Source organism: Pseudochelatococcus lubricantis (genome assembly GCF_042432495.1).
In the GTDB taxonomy this organism is placed as follows: domain Bacteria; phylum Pseudomonadota; class Alphaproteobacteria; order Rhizobiales; family Beijerinckiaceae; genus Pseudochelatococcus; species Pseudochelatococcus lubricantis.
Genome location: NZ_JBHLXC010000002.1, coordinates 61,372 through 79,260, shown reverse-complemented (window position 1 = coordinate 79,260; position 17,889 = coordinate 61,372). Strand labels below are relative to the sequence as shown.

Here is a 17,889-nt window from a genome sequence, read left to right as displayed (position 1 = left end):
GCACACCTACTGGCCCTTCATCAACTGGTCGATGGCCTGCGAGGCCTTGCCCGTCAGCTTGGACGACATGTCCAGCAACATCGAATACTTGGCTACTTCGATCTGCATTGCCGCCAGAGCGTTCGGAACTGAGAGATTTTCCTGCGCCACGCTGGCTATTCGCCCCTGCTGCTCGTCGAAAATGCCGCGCATCTTCTTCAGGCCGTTCAGGATCGAGTCGCCCGACGTGATTGAGGACGTCGTCTCGGGATCGGGCGTGCGCCCCTGTTCGCCCGCCGTTGCCGGGACGGTGACAACCGCTGGGCCGCCCGCAACGATGGGCGGCTGCTCCGGCGCGGGGTCAACGCCGTTGCGGCTCAACGCATTCTCGAATGCGATTGAAGCCTCACCTGCCTTGCGCGCACCGTGAAGCCCGCTTTCGGCAGGCGTAAAGGGCATTGCACCGAAGCTATTGGGTAGCAGTCCCAGATCAGGCATGGATCACCTCCGATGCCATAACGAATACGCCAATATAAATCGCCAATCAAGATGCAAAATTGAAATATTATTTAAAATAATACTTTGATATCAAAAGAAATTATGAATAAATATCTTTTAAATAACGAAGGATATATACAATATTCTTTCTTATAAAACAGAAAAATACAAATTTTATATAAGTATATTTTTGGCATGATGGCAGCCCCTTGGCGTTGTTCTTAACGCCGTCCGCGAGACTGGACAGCGTGAGTCCGCTGCTGGCTTTGCCCGCTCCAAGGAAGCTGCCGCTCCTCATGACAACGGGCGGGATGGCGTCTCCCGCCATCCCGCCCGTTCCGGTATTCCGTCCGGATGTCGCCGCCGGTCAGCGCGGCAGCAGGCTTTCGCCCATCAGGAACATATCGATGGCGTGCGCCGCCTGACGCCCCTCGCGGATCGCCCAAACGACGAGCGATTGGCCGCGCCGCATGTCGCCTGCCGCGAACACCTTGTCGCGCGATGTGCGATAGGCCTGCGTGTCGGCGGCGACGTTGCCGCGCCGGTCGAGTGCCACGCCCGCCTGTTCGAGCATGCCTTCGTGAAGGGGGCTGGCGAAGCCGATGGCGATGAACACGAGATCGGCCCGGCGGATGAACTCGCTGCCGGGAATGGGCTTGCGTTTCTCGTCCACGCGGGCGCACCGCACGCCCGTCACCAGCCCGTTCTTGCCCTCAAGGCCGAGCGTCGCCGCCTGGAACTCGCGCTCGGCGCCTTCCGCCTGGCTCGACGAGGTGCGGAACTTCGTCGGCCAGTAAGGCCACACGGCGAGCTTGTCCTCATGCAGGGGTGGCATGGGGCGGATGTCGAGCTGCGTGACCGACAGGGCGCCCTGCCGGAAGGCTGTGCCGACGCAGTCGGAGGCCGTGTCGCCGCCGCCAACCACCACCACATGCTTGCCGGTTGCCAGGATGGGTTCCTCCTGCGCCGGCAGTTCCTCATCGCCGTTACGCCGGTTTTGCTGGATCAGGTATGGCATCGCGTAGTAGACGCCCTTGAGGTTGGTGCCCGGCAGTTGCGGGTCGCGCGGCTTTTCCGAGCCCCCCGTCAGCAGCACCGCGTCGAAGCCGGCGACCAGATCGTCGAACGGGTGCGTGACACCGACATTGACGCCGTAGTGGAAGCGCACGCCCTCGGCCTCCATCTGCGCGACGCGCCGGTCGATATGGTGCTTCTCCATCTTGAAGTCCGGGATGCCATAGCGCAGCAGGCCGCCGGCCTTCGGCTCGCGCTCGAAGACATGCACCTCATGGCCGGCGCGCGCGAGCTGCTGCGCCGCCGCAAGCCCGGCCGGGCCCGAGCCGATGACCGCGATCCTCTTGTCCGTTTGCCGGTCCGCGATCTCGGGCACGATCCAGCCTTCGTCCCACGCCTTGTCGGCGATGGTCTGCTCGATGGATTTGATCGTCACCGGCATGTTTTCCAGGTTCAGCGTGCAGGCTTCCTCGCAGGGCGCGGGGCAGATGCGGCCGGTGAACTCCGGGAAGTTGTTGGTGGAGTGGAGATTGAGCGCCGCCTCCTTCCAGTCCTGATGGTAGACGAGGTCGTTCCAGTCCGGAATCTGGTTGTGGACCGGGCAGCCCGTGTCACCGTGGCAGAACGGGATGCCGCAATCCATGCAGCGCGCGGCCTGCCGCTCGACGTCCTTGTCGTCGAGGGGGAGCGTGAACTCGCGAAAATGGCGCACCCGGTCGCCGGCGGGCTCGTACTTGCCTTCCTGCCGGTCGTATTCGAGAAATCCTGTCACCTTGCCCATTGTCGCCTCCCTTACTCCGCAGCCTGCAACACGCGCGCCCGTTCCATCTCGCGGATGGCACGCCGATACTCGACCGGCATCACCTTCACGAATTTCGTGCGGTAATCCTGCCAGTTGTCGAGAATGGCGCGCCCGCGGGCGGAGCCGGTGTAGCGGACGTGGTTGGCGATGAGCTGCATCAGCCGCTCTTCGTCGTGGCCGGACATGTTCGCCAGAATGTCGATGCGGCCCTTGGTTTCCAGATCGCCGCCATGGTGGTGCAGACGTTCCAGCAAATCCTCCTCTTCCTCCACCGGTTCGAGATCGACCATGGACAGGTTGCAGCGGCGGGAGAACGTGCCGGCCTCGTCCAGGACATAGGCAAGGCCGCCCGACATGCCGGCCGCGAAGTTGCGGCCGGTCTCGCCCAGCACGACGACAACGCCGCCCGTCATGTACTCGCAGCCGTGATCGCCGGTGCCCTCGACGACGGCGACCGCCCCCGAGTTGCGCACCGCGAAGCGCTCGCCCGCGACGCCGCGCAGATAGCATTCCCCGGAGATCGCGCCATAGAGCACGGTGTTGCCGGCGATGATGGCGCGCTCCGGCTGCGCCTGCATGCCGGGCGCGGGGCGGACGATGATCTTGCCGCCCGACAGGCCCTTGCCGACGTAGTCGTTCGCCTCGCCTTCGAGGTCGAGCGTGACGCCCGCCGCGAGGAAGGCGCCGAAGCTCTGGCCGGCCGTGCCCGTGAGCTTCACGGTGACGGTGTCGTCCGGCAGGCCCTCCATGCCATAGCGCTTGGCGATGACACCCGAGAGCATGGCGCCCGTGGTGCGGTCCACGCTGCGGATGCCGCGCTCCAGCACGACGGGTGTGCGGGTTTCTATAGCCTCGCGCGCCTCCTCGATCAGGCCGAGGTCGAGCACGTTGTCGATGGGGTGGTGCTGGCGCTCCGTATGATGCAGCGGCCCCTCGGTTTCGGGCTTGTGCAGCAGGCGGGAGAAGTCTAGCCCGTTCGCCTTCCAGTGTGCCATGGCCTCGCGCTGGTCGATGAGGTCCGCACGGCCGATGAGTTCCTCAAACCGGGTGAAGCCCATTTCCGCCATCAGCCCGCGCACTTCCTCCGCGACGAAGAAGAAGTAGTTGACGACGTGCTCCGGCAGCCCCTTGAAGCGCTTGCGCAGCACCGGGTCCTGCGTCGCGACGCCGACGGGGCAGGTGTTGAGGTGGCACTTGCGCATCATGATGCAGCCGGCCGCGATCAGCGGCGCCGTGGAGAAGCCGAACTCGTCCGCGCCCAGCAGCGCGCCGACGATCACATCCCGCCCGGTACGCAGGCCACCGTCGACCTGCAGCACCACGCGGCTGCGCAGGCCGTTTAGCACCAGCGTCTGTTGCGTTTCCGCAAGCCCTGGCTCCCACGGGGAGCCGGCGTGCTTCAGCGAGGTGAGGGGGCTTGCGCCCGTGCCGCCTTCATAGCCGGAAATCGTGATGTGATCCGCGCGCGCCTTGGCGACGCCCGCCGCGACGGTGCCCACGCCCGCTTCTGACACCAGCTTCACCGACACGTCGGCGGTCGGGTTGACGTTCTTCAGGTCGAAGATGAGCTGCGCCAGATCCTCGATGGAGTAGATGTCGTGGTGCGGCGGCGGGGAGATGAGGCCGACGCCCGGCGTGGAATGGCGCACGCGGGCGATGACCGCGTTGACCTTGTGGCCGGGCAGCTGGCCGCCCTCGCCGGGCTTCGCGCCCTGCGCCACCTTGATCTGCATCATGTCCGCATTGACGAGATATTCCGCCGTCACGCCGAAGCGGCCGGAGGCCACCTGCTTGATGGCGGAACGGCGCGAGCGCCCGTCCGGCATCGGCACGAAGCGCTCCGCCTCCTCACCGCCCTCGCCGGTGTTCGACTTGCCGCCGATGCTGTTGAGCGCGATGGCCAGAGTCTCGTGCGCCTCGCGCGAGATGGAGCCGAACGACATCGCGCCCGTCGAGAAGCGCTTCACGATTTCCGACGCCGGCTCGACCAGTTCGAGCAGCACGGGCTTGCGGCCCTGCTCCACCGCGCCCCTCAGGCGGAAGAGGCCGCGGATCGTGGTGAGGCGGTTGTCCTGCTCGTTGATGCGCGCGGCGAACGCCTGGTACCTGTCCTGCACGTTGAGGCGCACGGCGTGCTGCAGCTCGGCGACGGCGTCCGGCGTCCAGACATGGTCCTCACCGCGGATGCGATAGCCGTAGTCGCCGCCCACGTCGAGCGCGTGGCGAAGCACCGGCACGTTGGCGAAGGCGGCGCGGTGGCGGCGCACCGTCTCCTCCGCGATCTCCGCGAGGCCGATGCCCTCGATGCCGGTCGCCGTGCCGAAGAAGTAACGGTTGACGAAGGCGCTGCCAAGCCCGATGGCGTCGAAAATCTGCGCGCCGCAATAGGACTGATATGTCGAGATGCCCATCTTCGACATCACCTTGAGCAGCCCCTTGTCCACCGCCTTGATGTAACGGTGCACGATCTCGTCCTCGGAAACCTCCTCGGGGAAGTCGAGCGCCTCGTGCATGGAGAGCAGCGAATCGAATGCGAGATAGGGGTTGATAGCCTCGGCGCCATAACCCGCGAGACAGGCGAAGTGGTGGATTTCGCGCGGCTCGCCCGATTCGACCACCAGCCCCACCGAGGTGCGCAGGCCCTTGCGGATCAGGTGATGATGCACGGCCGCCGTCGAGAGCAGCGCCGGGATGGCGATGCGGTCTGGCCCCACCTGCCGGTCGGAGAGGATGATGATGTTGTAGCCGCCGTGAACGGCCGCCTCGGCGCGCTCGCACAGCCGCTCCAGCGCGCCCTCCATGCCGGCCGCGCCCTGCAGCGCCGGGTAGGTCATGTCGAGCGTCTTGGTGTCGAAGCGGTCTTCGTAGTGGCCGATGCAGCGGATCTTTTCGAGGTCCTCGTTGGTGAGGATCGGCTGGCGCACCTCAAGGCGCTTCTTTCGCGACGTTCCTTCAAGGTCCAGGATGTTCGGGCGCGGGCCGATGAAGGACACGAGGCTCATGACGAGTTCCTCGCGGATCGGGTCGATCGGCGGGTTCGTCACCTGCGCGAAGTTCTGCTTGAAATAGCTGTAGAGCGGCTTGGACTTCTGCGACAGCACGGAGATCGGCGCGTCGTTGCCCATGGAGCCCACGGCTTCCTGCCCGGTGACGGCCATGGGCGGCAGCACCAGCTTCAGGTCCTCCTGGGTGTAGCCGAACGCCTGCTGGCGGTCGAGCAGGCTCACATCCGTGCGCGACTCCCGCGCCTGCACGGGCGGCAACTCCTCCAGCACAAGCTGCGTGCGGTCCAGCCACTCGCGGTAGGGATGGGCGCTGGCGTAGAGGCGCTTCACCTCCTCGTCCGGCACGATGCGGCCCTGTTCGAGGTCGATGAGCAGCATCTTGCCCGGCTGCAGCCGCCACTTCTCGACGATCTTTTCCTGCGGGATGTCCAGCACGCCCATTTCGGACGCACCGACCACAAGACCGTCGTCCGTGACGACATAGCGGGTGGGGCGCAGGCCGTTGCGGTCCAGCGTCGCGCCGATCTGGCGTCCGTCCGTGAACACGAGCGCGGCCGGGCCATCCCACGGTTCCATGAGGGCGGCGTGGTACTCGTAGAAGGCGCGCCGTTCCTCGTCCATCAGCGGATTGCCGGCCCAGGCTTCCGGCACCAGCATCATCATGGCGTGGGCCAGCGGGTAGCCGCCGCGCACGAGGAATTCGAGCGCGTTGTCGAGGCAGGCGGTGTCGGACTGGCCCTCGTACGAGATGGGCCAAAGCTTGGCGATGTCATTGGCGAAGAGTTCGGAATCAACCGATGCCTGCCGCGCCGCCATCCAGTTGACATTGCCGCGCAGCGTGTTGATCTCGCCGTTGTGCGCCATCATCCGGTAGGGATGCGCCAGCGACCAGGTGGGGAAGGTGTTGGTGGCGAAGCGCTGGTGAACGAGCGAAATGGCGCTCTTGAAGCGCGGGTCGTTGAGATCGAGGTAATAGTCGCCGAGGCCCGTGGCGAGCAGCATGCCCTTGTAGACGAGCGTGCGCGAGGACAGGCTCACCGGATAATAGCCGTCCGTGCGCGGGTCCTTCATGTCGTAGACCGCGTTCGACACGACCTTGCGGGCGATGAACAGCCGGCGCTCGAACTCCTCATGCGTGGCGACGCCGGGGCCGTGCCCCACGATGATCTGGCGCTGTTGCGGCTCGGTCGGGCGCACGGATTCGCCGAGGCCCGAGGGATCGACCGGCACCACGCGCCAGCCGAGCAGCGTCAGGCCCTCATCGGCAATGACCTTCTCGACGATATCGGTGACGAGGCGGAAGCCTTCCCCGTCGCGGGGCATGAACAGATGACCCACCGCATAGTCGCCGGGCTCGGGCAGGGTAACTCCGAGCTTCTGTGCCTCCGCCTGGAAGAAGGCGTGCGGGATCTGCACCAGCATGCCGCAGCCGTCGCCGGCCTTCGGGTCCGCGCCCACGGCGCCGCGGTGATCGAGGTTCTTCAGGATGGTGAGGCCGTGCTGCACGATCTCGTGCGAGGGCTCGTTGCGCATGTTGGCCGCGAAGCCCACGCCGCAGGCATCGTGCTCGTTGCGCGGGTCGTAGAGCCCTTGCGGTTGCGGCAGGCCATGGCTGCGGCGAATGAACGGCGTTTTTTCAATGGAAGCCGTTTTATCGATGGACGTTGCGGCGGCGATATCGCGGGCGCGGGTCTCGACCGGCTGCGACGGCTGCAATCCATGATGATGCTTCTCATTGAAATCGTTCATTTTTTCTTCCTGTGCGCGGCCGGGAAGGCCTCCTTGGGATCGGGGTCGGGAAAGCGTGCGGCATGCCTGGAAGGCACGCCGCATTCAGCGTCGGCCGGTCCATCATCGGGAAGGGCCGATGCCTGAACCGGTCAGATTATCCGTTGGCAGGTTCCGGTTATCTGGAGCGGGCACGCCTGCTCCGTGCCCGCTCCCGTTGCGTCATGCGCGCGTCGGGCGGGGCACGGCCTAAGGTCGCGCTTACCCGCCCGCTCGCGTATCCGTTTTACGGACGGCGGGTTCAGTCTCGAAAGGGGCTACAGCGAACGGGACTGCAATAATGCGTGCCATGATAGCCAACGAGCCTCAGAACGGCCGGCGACCAACCCGCCGCCATGCCGCTATTCAAAAAACCTTTCCGGCGGGGGCGGGTTCCCCCTGACCGCCGAAAAAGGCAAAAATTCAGAATGGGACAGTCAAGCTGTCCTAATCTCAGGCGGACAATGCCAGATTTCTCGAACCGTTACAAGCGGCGATCATGGTATTTTTTGCACGAAAATGCGAGATAAACCGGTATTGCTGAAATTTGTGGTCTGTAGGAAGCCTATCAGGGAAATTTAATTGCGCGAATCATGCGTTTGCGGGCCGGCAGTCAAAAAAGGGGCGCCCGAAGGCGCCCCCCTGTCTGTCTCATGTAGACCTGATGTCAGGCGGCCTGCCGCGCGGCGCCGTGGCCTGCCCCTTGGCCGTTCGTCCCTGCATTGCCGGCCGGCGCCGGCGTGTTGTCGACGATGGCCTCGCCGGCCTTGCTGCCCCGGATCGGGATGAGGCGCGGCTTGTTGGCTTCCGGAATCTCGCGCACGAGATCGATGTGAAGCAGGCCGTTCTCCAGCAGCGCGCCTGTCACGTGGACATGGTCGGCGAGCTGGAAGCGGCGCTCGAAAGCGCGCGACGCGATGCCCTGGTAGAGCACGTCGACGGGCTTCTCTTCTGCCTGCGCCTTCTTTTCGCCGCGCACGGTCAGCGTGTTGTCCCGGGCCTCGATGGCGAGCGTGTCCTCGGTGAAGCCCGCGACGGCGATCGAGATACGGTAACTCGTCTCGCCGGTGCGTTCGATGTTATAGGGGGGGTAGCTCGGCCCCGCTTCTCCACCCGCGGCCTGATCGAGCAGCGAGAACAGCCGGTCGAAACCGACGGTGGAGCGATAAAGCGGAGCAAGATCGAAATGACGCATGACACATCCTCCTGTTGAAGCGATATGATATGACATCGACATCGGACCCGCCGATGGCCGGGCCGTATGATCGTCGGATGCCGCAAGGCAGCCGCGTTGGCCTGCCCGGTTATTGAGGTAGGCAGGCAAAGATCGTTTTCAAGAGGATGGCCGCAGGGTCGATACATGAAAAGCGCACTGCCGGAACTCGTCGCGATTCCCGACAACCCGATCCCGCCCTCCGTCTCTGTGCGGGAAGTGACGGCGGTGGACGGCATCCGCCTGCGCATCGCGCACTGGCAGCCCGCCGGGGATGCAACGCCCGGCCGCGGCGTCGTGATCATCCTGCAGGGGCGGGGTGAGTTCATCGAGAAGTATTTCGAAGTCGTCGCCGAGCTGCGCCAGCGCGGCTTCCATGTCGTGGCCTTCGACTGGCGAGGGCAGGGCGGTTCGCAGCGCCTGCTGCGCCGGCGCGGCCGCACACCCGTGCAACCCGGCCACGTGCGCGACTTCGCCGACTACCAGCATGATCTCGACGCAGTGCTGGCCGATGTCGCAGCCTTGCTCCCTGATCTGCCGCGCTTCGCGCTTTGCCATTCCATGGGCGGGGCCATCGCGCTGCTACGCGCCGCGACGGAGGGGCATGGCGGCGACTTCGCGCGCATCGTCGCCATCGCGCCGATGATCGCGCTGTCGCCCGCGATCGCCCCTTCCTTTGCCCCCGCCGCCGTCGCTCTCGGGCGCAATCTCGGGCTGTCTCGGCTCATCATTCCCGGCGGCAGGCGTGCGGCGACGGTCATGCGTCCCTTCGTCGGCAACCGGTTGACGAGCGACCGCGTCCGTTTCGACCGCATCCGGGCCGTGATAGCGCAGGCGCCGTGGCTGGCCGTTGGCGATCCGACGGTGGGGTGGCTCGCGGCCGCCTTCCGCGCCATGGCGCAACTATCCGTGCCGCGTTTTGCGCTCTCGGTTGCAACGCCCGCGCTTGTCGTCGCTGCCGGCGCCGACCGCATCGTCTCCACCCCGGCGACGGAGCGATTCGGATCGCGGTTGAAGGCGGGCAACGCCGTCGTCCTGCCCTACGCGAAACACGAGATCCTGATGGAGAACGACGACATCCGCGCCGTCTTCTGGGCGGCGTTCGACGCCTTCGTGCCGGGGCAGGGGCTGGTGGATGGCGGCGACGAGATCAGGCCGGGCGACGGCAACCATTTTCTGAACAAGTCCGACGCCTGAACGGGCGAGGAAGCGGGGCAGCCCGGGTTTCCCTCCGCCGCCCAATCAGCCGTTGAGCAGGGCGAGTGCCACCTCGTGAACGCGGGGATCGCCGGCCGCCACCGCCGTGCCGCCCGCTGTCACCGGCCCTCCGGTCCAGCTCGTGACAACGCCGCCCGCTGCCTCGATGACCGGCACCAGCGCCACGATGTCGCAAGGCTTCAGCCCCGCTTCCACGACGAGATCGACGTGACCGGCAGCTACCATGGCGTAGGCGTAGCAGTCATAGCCGTAGCGGGCGAGGCGGCATTGGCCTTCCACCCGGTTGTAGGCTTCAAGATTGGTCCCCGTGAACATGCGCGGCGAGGTGGTGGAGATGGTCGCCGAGGAGAGATCGGCGCACTCGCGCGTGCGCAGCGTGCCGCTCGCCGTCCCGCGCCGGTAGAGTGTGAGCGGCGCTGCCGCCGGAAACGCGGCGCCGGAGAACGTTTCGTCCGTAAAGGGTTGATGCATCAGCCCGAAGACGGGCGCGCCCCGGTATTTCAGCCCGATCAGCGTGCCCCACAGCGGCAGGCCGGAGATGAAGGCGCGCGTGCCGTCGATCGGGTCGAGCACCCAGACATAGTCGGCGTCGAGGCGCTCGCCGCCGTGCTCCTCCCCCTCGATGCCGTGATCGGGGTAGGTCTGGCGGATGAGCGCGCGCATCACGGACTCGGCCTCGCGGTCCGCATCCGTCACCGGGTCGAAATCGCCGTCCTCCGCCTTGTTATCCGCCGTCAGGGCGGTGCGGAACAGCGGCAGGGTGACGCCGGCAGACGCGGTGGCCAGCCTGTCGGCAAAGGCCATGATGTCGGAAATATGCGGATCGGACGACAAGACAAGCTCCCTGGAATGGTCCGTCCGCTGCTCTAGAGCGCTTTCCCACCAAATGGAAGCATTTGAATGAGGAAGTCGTTCCGGAGAAGGCAACACAAGGCCCCCGCCACCCGGGACGGGACGGCGGGGGCCTTGTGCACAGATTCGGACGCGCAACAACGCCTTGATAACCAACAGGTTGCGCCGAGAAAAGCCTCATCGTTCCGGCAAGCGGCAAAAAGTCCGCTCGCCGGTCTTGTGTTTTGTGCAGCGCGGTGGCATATTGTTGCAGTGCGATATGGCGATGGCGTCGCCTTATCGCTGCCCTCCTTGGGCGTTTCCTCCCTAGACTTGGACCGCGCATGCAAATGTGCGGTCCTTTTTTATGGGCGGACGGGTTCCTGTCATTGCGTTAACGCAATGACAGGGGTCGTTTCGTTAAATTTTCAGTCGAGCGACTTCAGGATGCTTTCGACCGTCTTCTTCGCATCGCCGAACAGCATCATCGTGTTGTCGCGGAAGAAGAGTTCGTTCTCGACGCCGGCGTAGCCGGACCCCATGCCGCGCTTGCAGAACAGGACCGTCTTCGCCTTTTCCACGTCGAGGATGGGCATGCCGAAGATGGGAGAGGACGGATCGTTCTTCGCCGCCGGGTTGGTGACGTCGTTGGCGCCGATCACGAAGGCGACATCGGCCTGTGCGAATTCCGAGTTGATGTCCTCAAGTTCGAACACCTCGTCGTAGGGCACGTTCGCTTCCGCCAGCAGCACGTTCATGTGGCCGGGCATGCGGCCGGCGACGGGGTGGATGGCGTACTTCACGTCGACGCCTTCCGCCTTCAGCTTGTCGGCCATCTCGCGCAGCGCGTGCTGGGCCTGCGCAACCGCCATGCCGTAGCCTGGCACGATGATGACCTTGCCCGCGTTCTTCATCAGGAAGGCCGCGTCTTCCGCCGAGCCCTGCTTGACCGGGCGATTCTCCACCGCCCCGCCGGCGCTCGCCGCGGCAGCCTCGCCGCCGAAGCCGCCGAGGATCACCGAGATGAACGAGCGGTTCATGCCCTTGCACATGATGTAGGACAGGATCGCACCCGACGAGCCGACGAGGGCGCCCGTGATGATCAGCGCGAGGTTGCCGAGCGTGAAGCCGATGCCGGCGGCCGCCCAGCCCGAGTAGGAGTTGAGCATTGACACCACGACGGGCATGTCCGCGCCGCCGATGGGCACGATCAGCAGGAAGCCGAGCGCGAAGCTCACCAGCGCGATCAGCCAGAACACCACGTGGCTTTCCGTCGTCACGAAGACGACGAACAGCACCAGCAGCAGCACGGCGAGCGCGATGTTGATGGCGTGGCGGCTCGGCAGCAGGATCGGCTTGCCGGACATGCGCCCGTCGAGCTTCAGGAACGCGATGACCGAGCCGGAGAAGGTGATCGCGCCGATGGCAAGGCCGAGGCCCATTTCCACCAGGCTTGCGCCGTGAATTTCGCCGGGGGCGCCGATGCCGAAGGCGCGCGGCGCATAGAGCGCGCCGGCCGCCACCAGCACGGCGGCGAGGCCGACGAGCGAGTGGAAGGCGGCGACGAGCTGGGGCATGGCCGTCATCGGCACGCGCCGCGCGATGACCGCGCCCGCGCCGCCGCCGATGGCGATGCCGAGCACGATCAGCAGCCAGGCGAAGCCGTCGGCCGGCGGATGGCCGACCAGCGTCGTCGCGATGGCGAGCGCCATGCCGATCATGCCGTAGAGGTTGCCCTGCCGCGATGTCGCCGGGGAGGAGAGGCCGCGCAGCGCCAGGATGAACAGGACGCCCGCGACGAGATAGAGAAGGGCCGCAAGGTTTTCGGACATGACGATCAGCCCTTCTTCTTGTACATGGCGAGCATGCGCTGCGTCACGAGGAAGCCGCCGAAGATGTTCACCGAGGCGAGAATCAACGCGATGAAACCGAAGAGGCGCGCCCAGCCCGAGCCGCCCTCAAGTGCGGGCGCGGCCTCGACGCCCACCGCCAGCAGGGCGCCGACGACGATCACCGACGAGATGGCGTTGGTTACCGACATCAGCGGCGTGTGCAGCGCCGGCGTCACCGACCAGACGACGTAGTAGCCGACGAACACCGCCAGCACGAAAATGGCGAGGCGGAACACCGTGGGGTCCACCGCGCCGCCCGTTGCACCGTGGGCGATGGCGCCGATGGCGGCGGCGGCCTGATCTGCGTAGACCTGTGCCGCGTCGGCTGCGGCGCGCGCCGCGTCCGCCGCCGAGCGGGCCTGTTCAAGCGTATGTTCCGGCGAAAGGTTTGCCACGGGGGTTGCCATGACGCGCATCCTCTCAGATCAGGAGAAATTAAGCCTTCGGCTGGAAGGCGGGATGAATGACGGCCCCGTCGCGGGTCAGCGCGGTGGCTTTGACGATCTCGTCGTCCCAGTTGATGGCGATCGCCTTCGACTGTTTGTCGATGAGCTGCTCGGCGAAGGCGAGCAGGTTTTTCGCGTAGAGCGTGGAAGCGGTGGCCGCCAGGCGGCCCGGCACGTTGAGGTGGCCGACGATCTTCACGCCGTCGACGGCCGCAACCTCGCCGGGCTTCGCGCCCTCGACATTGCCGCCGCGCTCCACCGCCAGATCGACGATCACGGAGCCGGGGCGCATCGAGCGCACCATCGCGTCCGACACCAGGCGCGGCGCGGCGCGGCCGGGAATCAGCGCCGTCGTGATCACGATATCCTGCTTGGCGATGTGGGAGGCGATGAGTTCCGACTGCTTGCGCTTGTACTCGTCCGACATCTCGCGCGCGTAGCCGCCTGCGGTCTCCGCCTGCTTGAATTCCTCGTCCTCGACGGCAATGAACTTGGCGCCGAGCGATTCCACCTGTTCCTTGGCAGCGGGGCGCACGTCCGTGGCGGTGACGATGGCGCCGAGGCGCCGGGCCGTGGCGATGGCCTGGAGGCCGGCGACACCCGCGCCCATCACGAACACGCGCGCGGCCGGCACGGTGCCGGCGGCCGTCATCATCATCGGCAGCGCCCGGCCATATTCCGCCGCGGCGTCGATCACCGCGCGATAGCCGGCAAGGTTCGCCTGCGACGACAGCACATCCATGACCTGCGCGCGGGTGATGCGCGGCGTCAGTTCCGTGGCGAAGGCGATGATGCCGGCTTCCGCCAGCGCCCTGATCGCATCCTCATGACCATAGGGGTCGAGCTGCGCGATCAGGATGGCGCCGTTCTTCAGCAGCCCGATTTCCGCCTCTGCCGGACGGCGCACCTTGAGGACGACATCCGCCCCCGCCAGCGCCGCGGCGGCATCGCCAGCGACGGTCGCGCCGGCAGCCTCGTAATCGGCATCCGGAATACCCGAGGCAAGCCCCGCACCAGCCTGAACCCGTACGGTCGCGCCGAGCGCAACGAATTTCTTGACGGTTTCGGGCGTCGCGGCGACACGGCTTTCGTCAGCCAGGGTTTCTGTGGGAACGGCGACCAGCATGGCATTCACTCCGAAGCGGCACAGGGCGGCATGTATCTGGTTGGTCTGATTTTCTGATTGCTACAATGCGTGAATGGGCGGAATGTCAGGCGTGTGACGGGCCGGCGCGGCTGGTGTTTCAGGCGGCAGGGCTCCGCGCAGCCTTGCAAGCGATCGCGCGCAGCGGCCGCTCCCGCGGGACGTTGCCCGCACACGCATCTGGCTGTGAAGCTTCCGGAAAGCGCCGACGGCGCGCATGACGGGCCGCTCCGGGCGAGGGAAAAGGCAATCTGCCGCTATGGTCGAATGACGGATGACAGCGCGGGCGCGGCGCCTGCCTTGCCGGGACCCGGCGGTGGAGGCCGGTCCATTTGCACCCAAACCGCCCGGCGATCACAGCAGGAAGATCGCCATCAGGACCAGCACGGCGATGATGGCGCCGCCGCCGATCTTCGCCAGGCGCATGAAGCCCGCATAGGTGCGTTCGTGCTCCCGATAGTCCATCTCGACAATATCATTCGCCACGGCGCCACTCCTCCCCATCCGATCCTCAGCTTGAGGTCGTACCTCAAGGCGCGCGCTCTTGCAATGGTGTCAAACCAGTTTGGTTTATTTTGGGCGGATCAAGGGCTACGCGATGTTACGCACAGGAGTTTTTTCGACTGATACTATTCCTTGCTGGCAAATGGTTCGATGCGTTTTGCCGCACCCGCTTGAAAATCCCCTCTTGCGTTCGGTGAAGTTTCGTGCGCAACTATGGCCATCCAAGAATGGTCGCCTGTAAGGGTCCGGTCCTGGATAGACGGACAATACAAAAACCGCGCATCGTTCCGTGAAGCGGTCCAGGTCTAGGGAAGAAACGCCCGGCAAAGGGTAGGCGGCAAAAAGCGTCACCGCGACGCTCGTCTGAATAGCACCCGCCACGAGGTGCAAGGAACCCGTCCTGTACGACAGGACGGGTTTTTTCATGGCCTTGGCCTGTCTATTGCGCGGATACGGTCGCGGTCTGCACGGTTGTGCCCGTTCCGTCGGGCGTGGGGGATGCTTCAAAGCTGGCGTTGAGCGGGCGCTCCGGAGGCGGCCAGGAAAAATCGTCGGCCCGCCCAGCCACGGGTTCCGGCGCGCGGCCCTCGCCGTAGACGCGGTGCACGAGCACAGCGGCGTCGCCTTTCAGGACGGGGCGTTGGGTCAGCAACTGTCCGTCCGGCGCGGACTGCAGGCTGGCGAGCGGCAGGATCGGCCCGGCGGCCGGCTTGACGGGAATGACGACCGGCACCGGCATGTCGGGCAGCGAGAGCAATGCCCCTTCCTGATCCGCCTCGGCTTGCGGGCTCGTCTCGGCCGGGGTGGCGGCGATGACCGTCGACAGCCCGCGCGCCTGCAGGAGCCGGCGGATCTCCAGCTCGACAAAATGCGCCGCCTTGCGCCCGCCGGCCTTCGTGAGGCCGACGCCGTCGCCGTTGCGCAATTGTGCCGTCTGCCCGCGGACATCAGGCCCGGTGGCGGTGAACTCCTTCTCATCGTTGGAAAATCCGGCCCAGATATCCACGAATACGCCGCCCGCCTTCAGCACCTCCTCCCGGTAGAGCGCGTTGAGGGCGCTGGCGGCGTCGGAGTGCGCCTCGTTCTTCATCGGCGGCAGGCCGACCCAGATCAGCGGAAGGTCGCGGTCGGCGAAGGTGCGAATCAGCGAATCGATGCGCCCGGACATCAGCTCCTTCCAGCGCGCCGACTCGAAGGGCACCTCGACCTCGCCGTCCATCAGGCTGCGCGGCGGCTCGGCCCCGAGGAGCACAACGCCGACCGTTATCGGCTGCGGCGCCGGCATCCCCTCGCGGCTGTAATCGCGCATCAGGAAGGCCCAGTCGGGCAGGGTAGCGCGCGTCAGGCTCGTCTCCGCGCCGGCGCGGCTGACAACGGCGATCTCGCGCGTGGTGGCGAACGCCTCCTGCAAGCCGCCGGCCAGCGCCTCACCGAGCGAATCGCCGATCACGGCGATGAACGTGTTCGCTTCCCGCTTCTGCTGCGCATCACGCACGATCACGGTCGCGGGGCGGGGTTTGCGCGGCACCTTCCGCGCCTGCGCGGGCGCTGGCGGGCGGGTGGGCTTCTGCCTCACGCTACGGGCGGCGGGTGGCTGCGCGGGCTGCTGTTCCTTCTTGAAAATGCTGTCGAGGAAGCGCGTCAGCGGGTCGGACGCGGCATGGAGCGGCGCCTGCGCCGCGCCCAGAACAAGGCCGACGCCTGCAATAGCCGCGATAATGCGCAGCAATCCGCTCCCGGTTGATCCGTTTCGACGCGACGGCATGATGCTTCACACGGAATGACAGGTCGCCGCTCGTCTTCGCGACAAGCGGCATGGGTTCATACCTTTGCATCATAGGGCAGAAACGGCGACGAGTCTCGCGTCGCCCGCGCGTTCGCGGGTCAGGGTAAACGCGGGGAAGGTCGCCGCCTTCCCGCTGCTTACAGCTCCCGCCGGAGGTGCGTCAGCAGCGTCTGGCTGGGATGGCCGTCCGGGATCAGGCCCTTGCGCTCCTGATAGGCGGTGATGGCGGCGCGCGTCTGGCTGCCGATGCGCCCGTCCGGTTCGCCGACCGAGAAGCCGAGGTTGGCGAGATAGCGTTGCAGATCCTCACGCTCGTCGCGGCTGAGGGGCTTTTCGTCGAGCGGCCAGGCGGCCTGTACGCCAGCGCCCCCGTGGATCATGTCGCCGAGCAGCGCCACGCCGAGCGCATAGGCGTCAGAGTTGTTGTAGCGCTTGATGACGTCGAAGTTCTTCGTGACGAGGAAGGCGGGACCGCGCGCGCCGGCGGGCAGGAAGATGCGCGCCTCGCCTGCGGCGGGCATCGTCCGCCCATCCATGCGCCGCACGCCGGTGGCGGCGAAGGAGGCGAACGTACCGTTGCGGTGGCGATAGTCGTAGCCTGTCGGCAGCTTCACCTCGAAGCCCCATGGCAGCCCCGCGACCCAGCCGTGCTCCTTCAGGTAATTGCCGGTGGAGGCGAGCGCGTCGGGTACGGAACTCCAGATGTCGCGCCGCCCGTCGCCGGTGAAATCCACGGCGTAGCGCGTGAAGCTCGTCGGCATGAACTGGGTCTGGCCCATGGCGCCGGCCCATGAGCCGATCATCTTGTCGCGGGTGGTATGGCCCTCTTCCAAAATAGTGAGAGCGGTGACGAGTTCATTGCGGAAGAAGGGGCCGCGATACTGCGCGTGCGCCAGTGTCGCCAGCGCCTCGACCACATAATAATTGCCCATCGTGGAGCCGAAGTTCGTCTCCATGCCCCACACGCCGGCGATCACCTTGCGGTCGACGCCGAATCGGCTCTCGACCGTGGCGAAGGTGTCGCGCCATTTTGTCGTTTGCTCGCGGCCGCGTTCGAGCCGTTGGGCGGAGGTGGCGGAGGCGAGGTATTCCCAGACCGGCTTGACGAATTCCGACTGCTTCTTCGTCAGTGCGATGATCTTGGGATCGGGGGCGACGCCGGCAAGCGCGGCATCGAAAGTGCGCCGAGAGACACCGCGCGCAGCGGCTTCCGGCCACAAATCCCTGATGAAGGCGGAAAAGTTCGTCATATCGGGCTCGGACGACGCTTGCGCATAGGCCATGGCCGGGCTGGCGGGCCGGGGCGAAGAGGCAGGAATAGACGCGGTGGTGCCGTTGTCCACGGTGCCCGGCCAGTAATTGAAGGACGAGCAGGATGCGAGCAACGCGCTCGCCGCCAGAACGGCAAGCGCGGACCTTGCGGAAGCCGCACCGGCGTGAAACCCGGAATGCCGCTTGCCGGAATACCACCTGCCGGGATGCTGTCTGCTCGCTGCCATCGGTCGCCCTTCTTGCGGTCGCGCCATCTGCTTCGCCTGGTTTCCGGAAACGGAAAGCCGGTGCGACTGTTCACCAAGCTGGTAAAAACCCCAACAACGATGCGCCCATATGGTTTAGAAACGGTTGAGACGACGTGACGGCATGTAGCGAGAAGGACGCTAATTCAGCGCTTTGCCCTATTCCTGTCGCGATGATACATCACGTCATAATAAGCGGCGGCTGGCACGCCGTTTCCAGCGGTGGGGCGCGTCAGGGGTGGCGCGGGCTGCCGGCCCACAACTCACCCCACC

At 65.8% G+C, this 17,889-nt stretch carries 12 protein-coding genes; 1 reads left to right on the top strand and 11 read right to left on the bottom strand.

The window, feature by feature from the left end; translation table 11 throughout:
* Positions 1 to 6: 6 nt before the first annotated feature.
* The 4 genes from ACFFJ7_RS03245 to ACFFJ7_RS03230 all read right to left on the bottom strand — a co-directional run bounded on the left by ACFFJ7_RS03245 (position 7) and on the right by ACFFJ7_RS03230 (position 8,260).
* Positions 7 to 477 carry an EscF/YscF/HrpA family type III secretion system needle major subunit gene (locus tag ACFFJ7_RS03245; RefSeq protein ID WP_377590741.1) on the bottom strand — a complete coding sequence of 157 codons (471 nt, stop codon included), beginning with the start codon at positions 475 to 477 and terminating at the stop codon, positions 7 to 9.
* 367 nt (positions 478 to 844) lie between these two features.
* Positions 845 to 2,272, bottom strand: a complete 1,428-nt coding sequence (locus tag ACFFJ7_RS03240; RefSeq protein WP_166954737.1) for a glutamate synthase subunit beta — start codon at positions 2,270 to 2,272, stop codon at positions 845 to 847.
* 11 nt (positions 2,273 to 2,283) lie between these two features.
* Positions 2,284 to 7,047, bottom strand: a complete 4,764-nt coding sequence (gltB, locus tag ACFFJ7_RS03235; RefSeq protein WP_166954739.1) for a glutamate synthase large subunit — start codon at positions 7,045 to 7,047, stop codon at positions 2,284 to 2,286.
* Between the two features lie 685 nt (positions 7,048 to 7,732).
* Positions 7,733 to 8,260 carry an Hsp20 family protein gene (locus ACFFJ7_RS03230; RefSeq protein ID WP_166954741.1) on the bottom strand — a complete coding sequence of 176 codons (528 nt, stop codon included), beginning with the start codon at positions 8,258 to 8,260 and terminating at the stop codon, positions 7,733 to 7,735.
* A gap of 165 nt (positions 8,261 to 8,425) precedes the next feature.
* Between ACFFJ7_RS03230 and ACFFJ7_RS03225 the strand changes: the two genes are divergently transcribed.
* On the top strand, positions 8,426 to 9,475 hold the full coding sequence (locus tag ACFFJ7_RS03225) for an alpha/beta fold hydrolase (protein WP_377590740.1): 1,050 nt from the start codon (positions 8,426 to 8,428) through the stop codon (positions 9,473 to 9,475).
* 45 nt (positions 9,476 to 9,520) lie between these two features.
* Here ACFFJ7_RS03225 and hisN read toward each other — a convergent pair whose 3' ends face one another.
* The 7 genes from hisN to ACFFJ7_RS03190 form a co-directional block, all read right to left on the bottom strand.
* Positions 9,521 to 10,300: a histidinol-phosphatase gene (hisN, locus tag ACFFJ7_RS03220; RefSeq protein WP_377592058.1), complete on the bottom strand. Its 780-nt coding sequence runs from the start codon at positions 10,298 to 10,300 to the stop codon at positions 9,521 to 9,523.
* A 455-nt stretch (positions 10,301 to 10,755) separates the two neighbouring features.
* Positions 10,756 to 12,159, bottom strand: coding sequence for an NAD(P)(+) transhydrogenase (Re/Si-specific) subunit beta (locus ACFFJ7_RS03215; protein WP_166954745.1), 1,404 nt, complete (start codon positions 12,157 to 12,159; stop codon positions 10,756 to 10,758).
* Between the two features lie 5 nt (positions 12,160 to 12,164).
* Positions 12,165 to 12,626 (bottom strand): proton-translocating transhydrogenase family protein, encoded by a 462-nt coding sequence (locus ACFFJ7_RS03210; RefSeq protein WP_166954747.1) that lies wholly within the window; start codon positions 12,624 to 12,626, stop codon positions 12,165 to 12,167.
* A 28-nt stretch (positions 12,627 to 12,654) separates the two neighbouring features.
* Entirely contained in the window at positions 12,655 to 13,791 is a 1,137-nt protein-coding gene (locus ACFFJ7_RS03205) for a Re/Si-specific NAD(P)(+) transhydrogenase subunit alpha (protein WP_377590739.1), read from the bottom strand.
* Positions 13,792 to 14,163: 372 nt separating this feature from the next.
* Positions 14,164 to 14,295 (bottom strand): aa3-type cytochrome c oxidase subunit IV, encoded by a 132-nt coding sequence (locus ACFFJ7_RS03200; protein WP_343042599.1) that lies wholly within the window; start codon positions 14,293 to 14,295, stop codon positions 14,164 to 14,166.
* A 457-nt stretch (positions 14,296 to 14,752) separates the two neighbouring features.
* Positions 14,753 to 16,042 carry an SGNH/GDSL hydrolase family protein gene (locus ACFFJ7_RS03195; protein ID WP_377590738.1) on the bottom strand — a complete coding sequence of 430 codons (1,290 nt, stop codon included), beginning with the start codon at positions 16,040 to 16,042 and terminating at the stop codon, positions 14,753 to 14,755.
* Between the two features lie 194 nt (positions 16,043 to 16,236).
* Positions 16,237 to 17,598, bottom strand: coding sequence for a lytic murein transglycosylase (locus tag ACFFJ7_RS03190; protein WP_377590737.1), 1,362 nt, complete (start codon positions 17,596 to 17,598; stop codon positions 16,237 to 16,239).
* Positions 17,599 to 17,889: the final 291 nt, after the last annotated feature.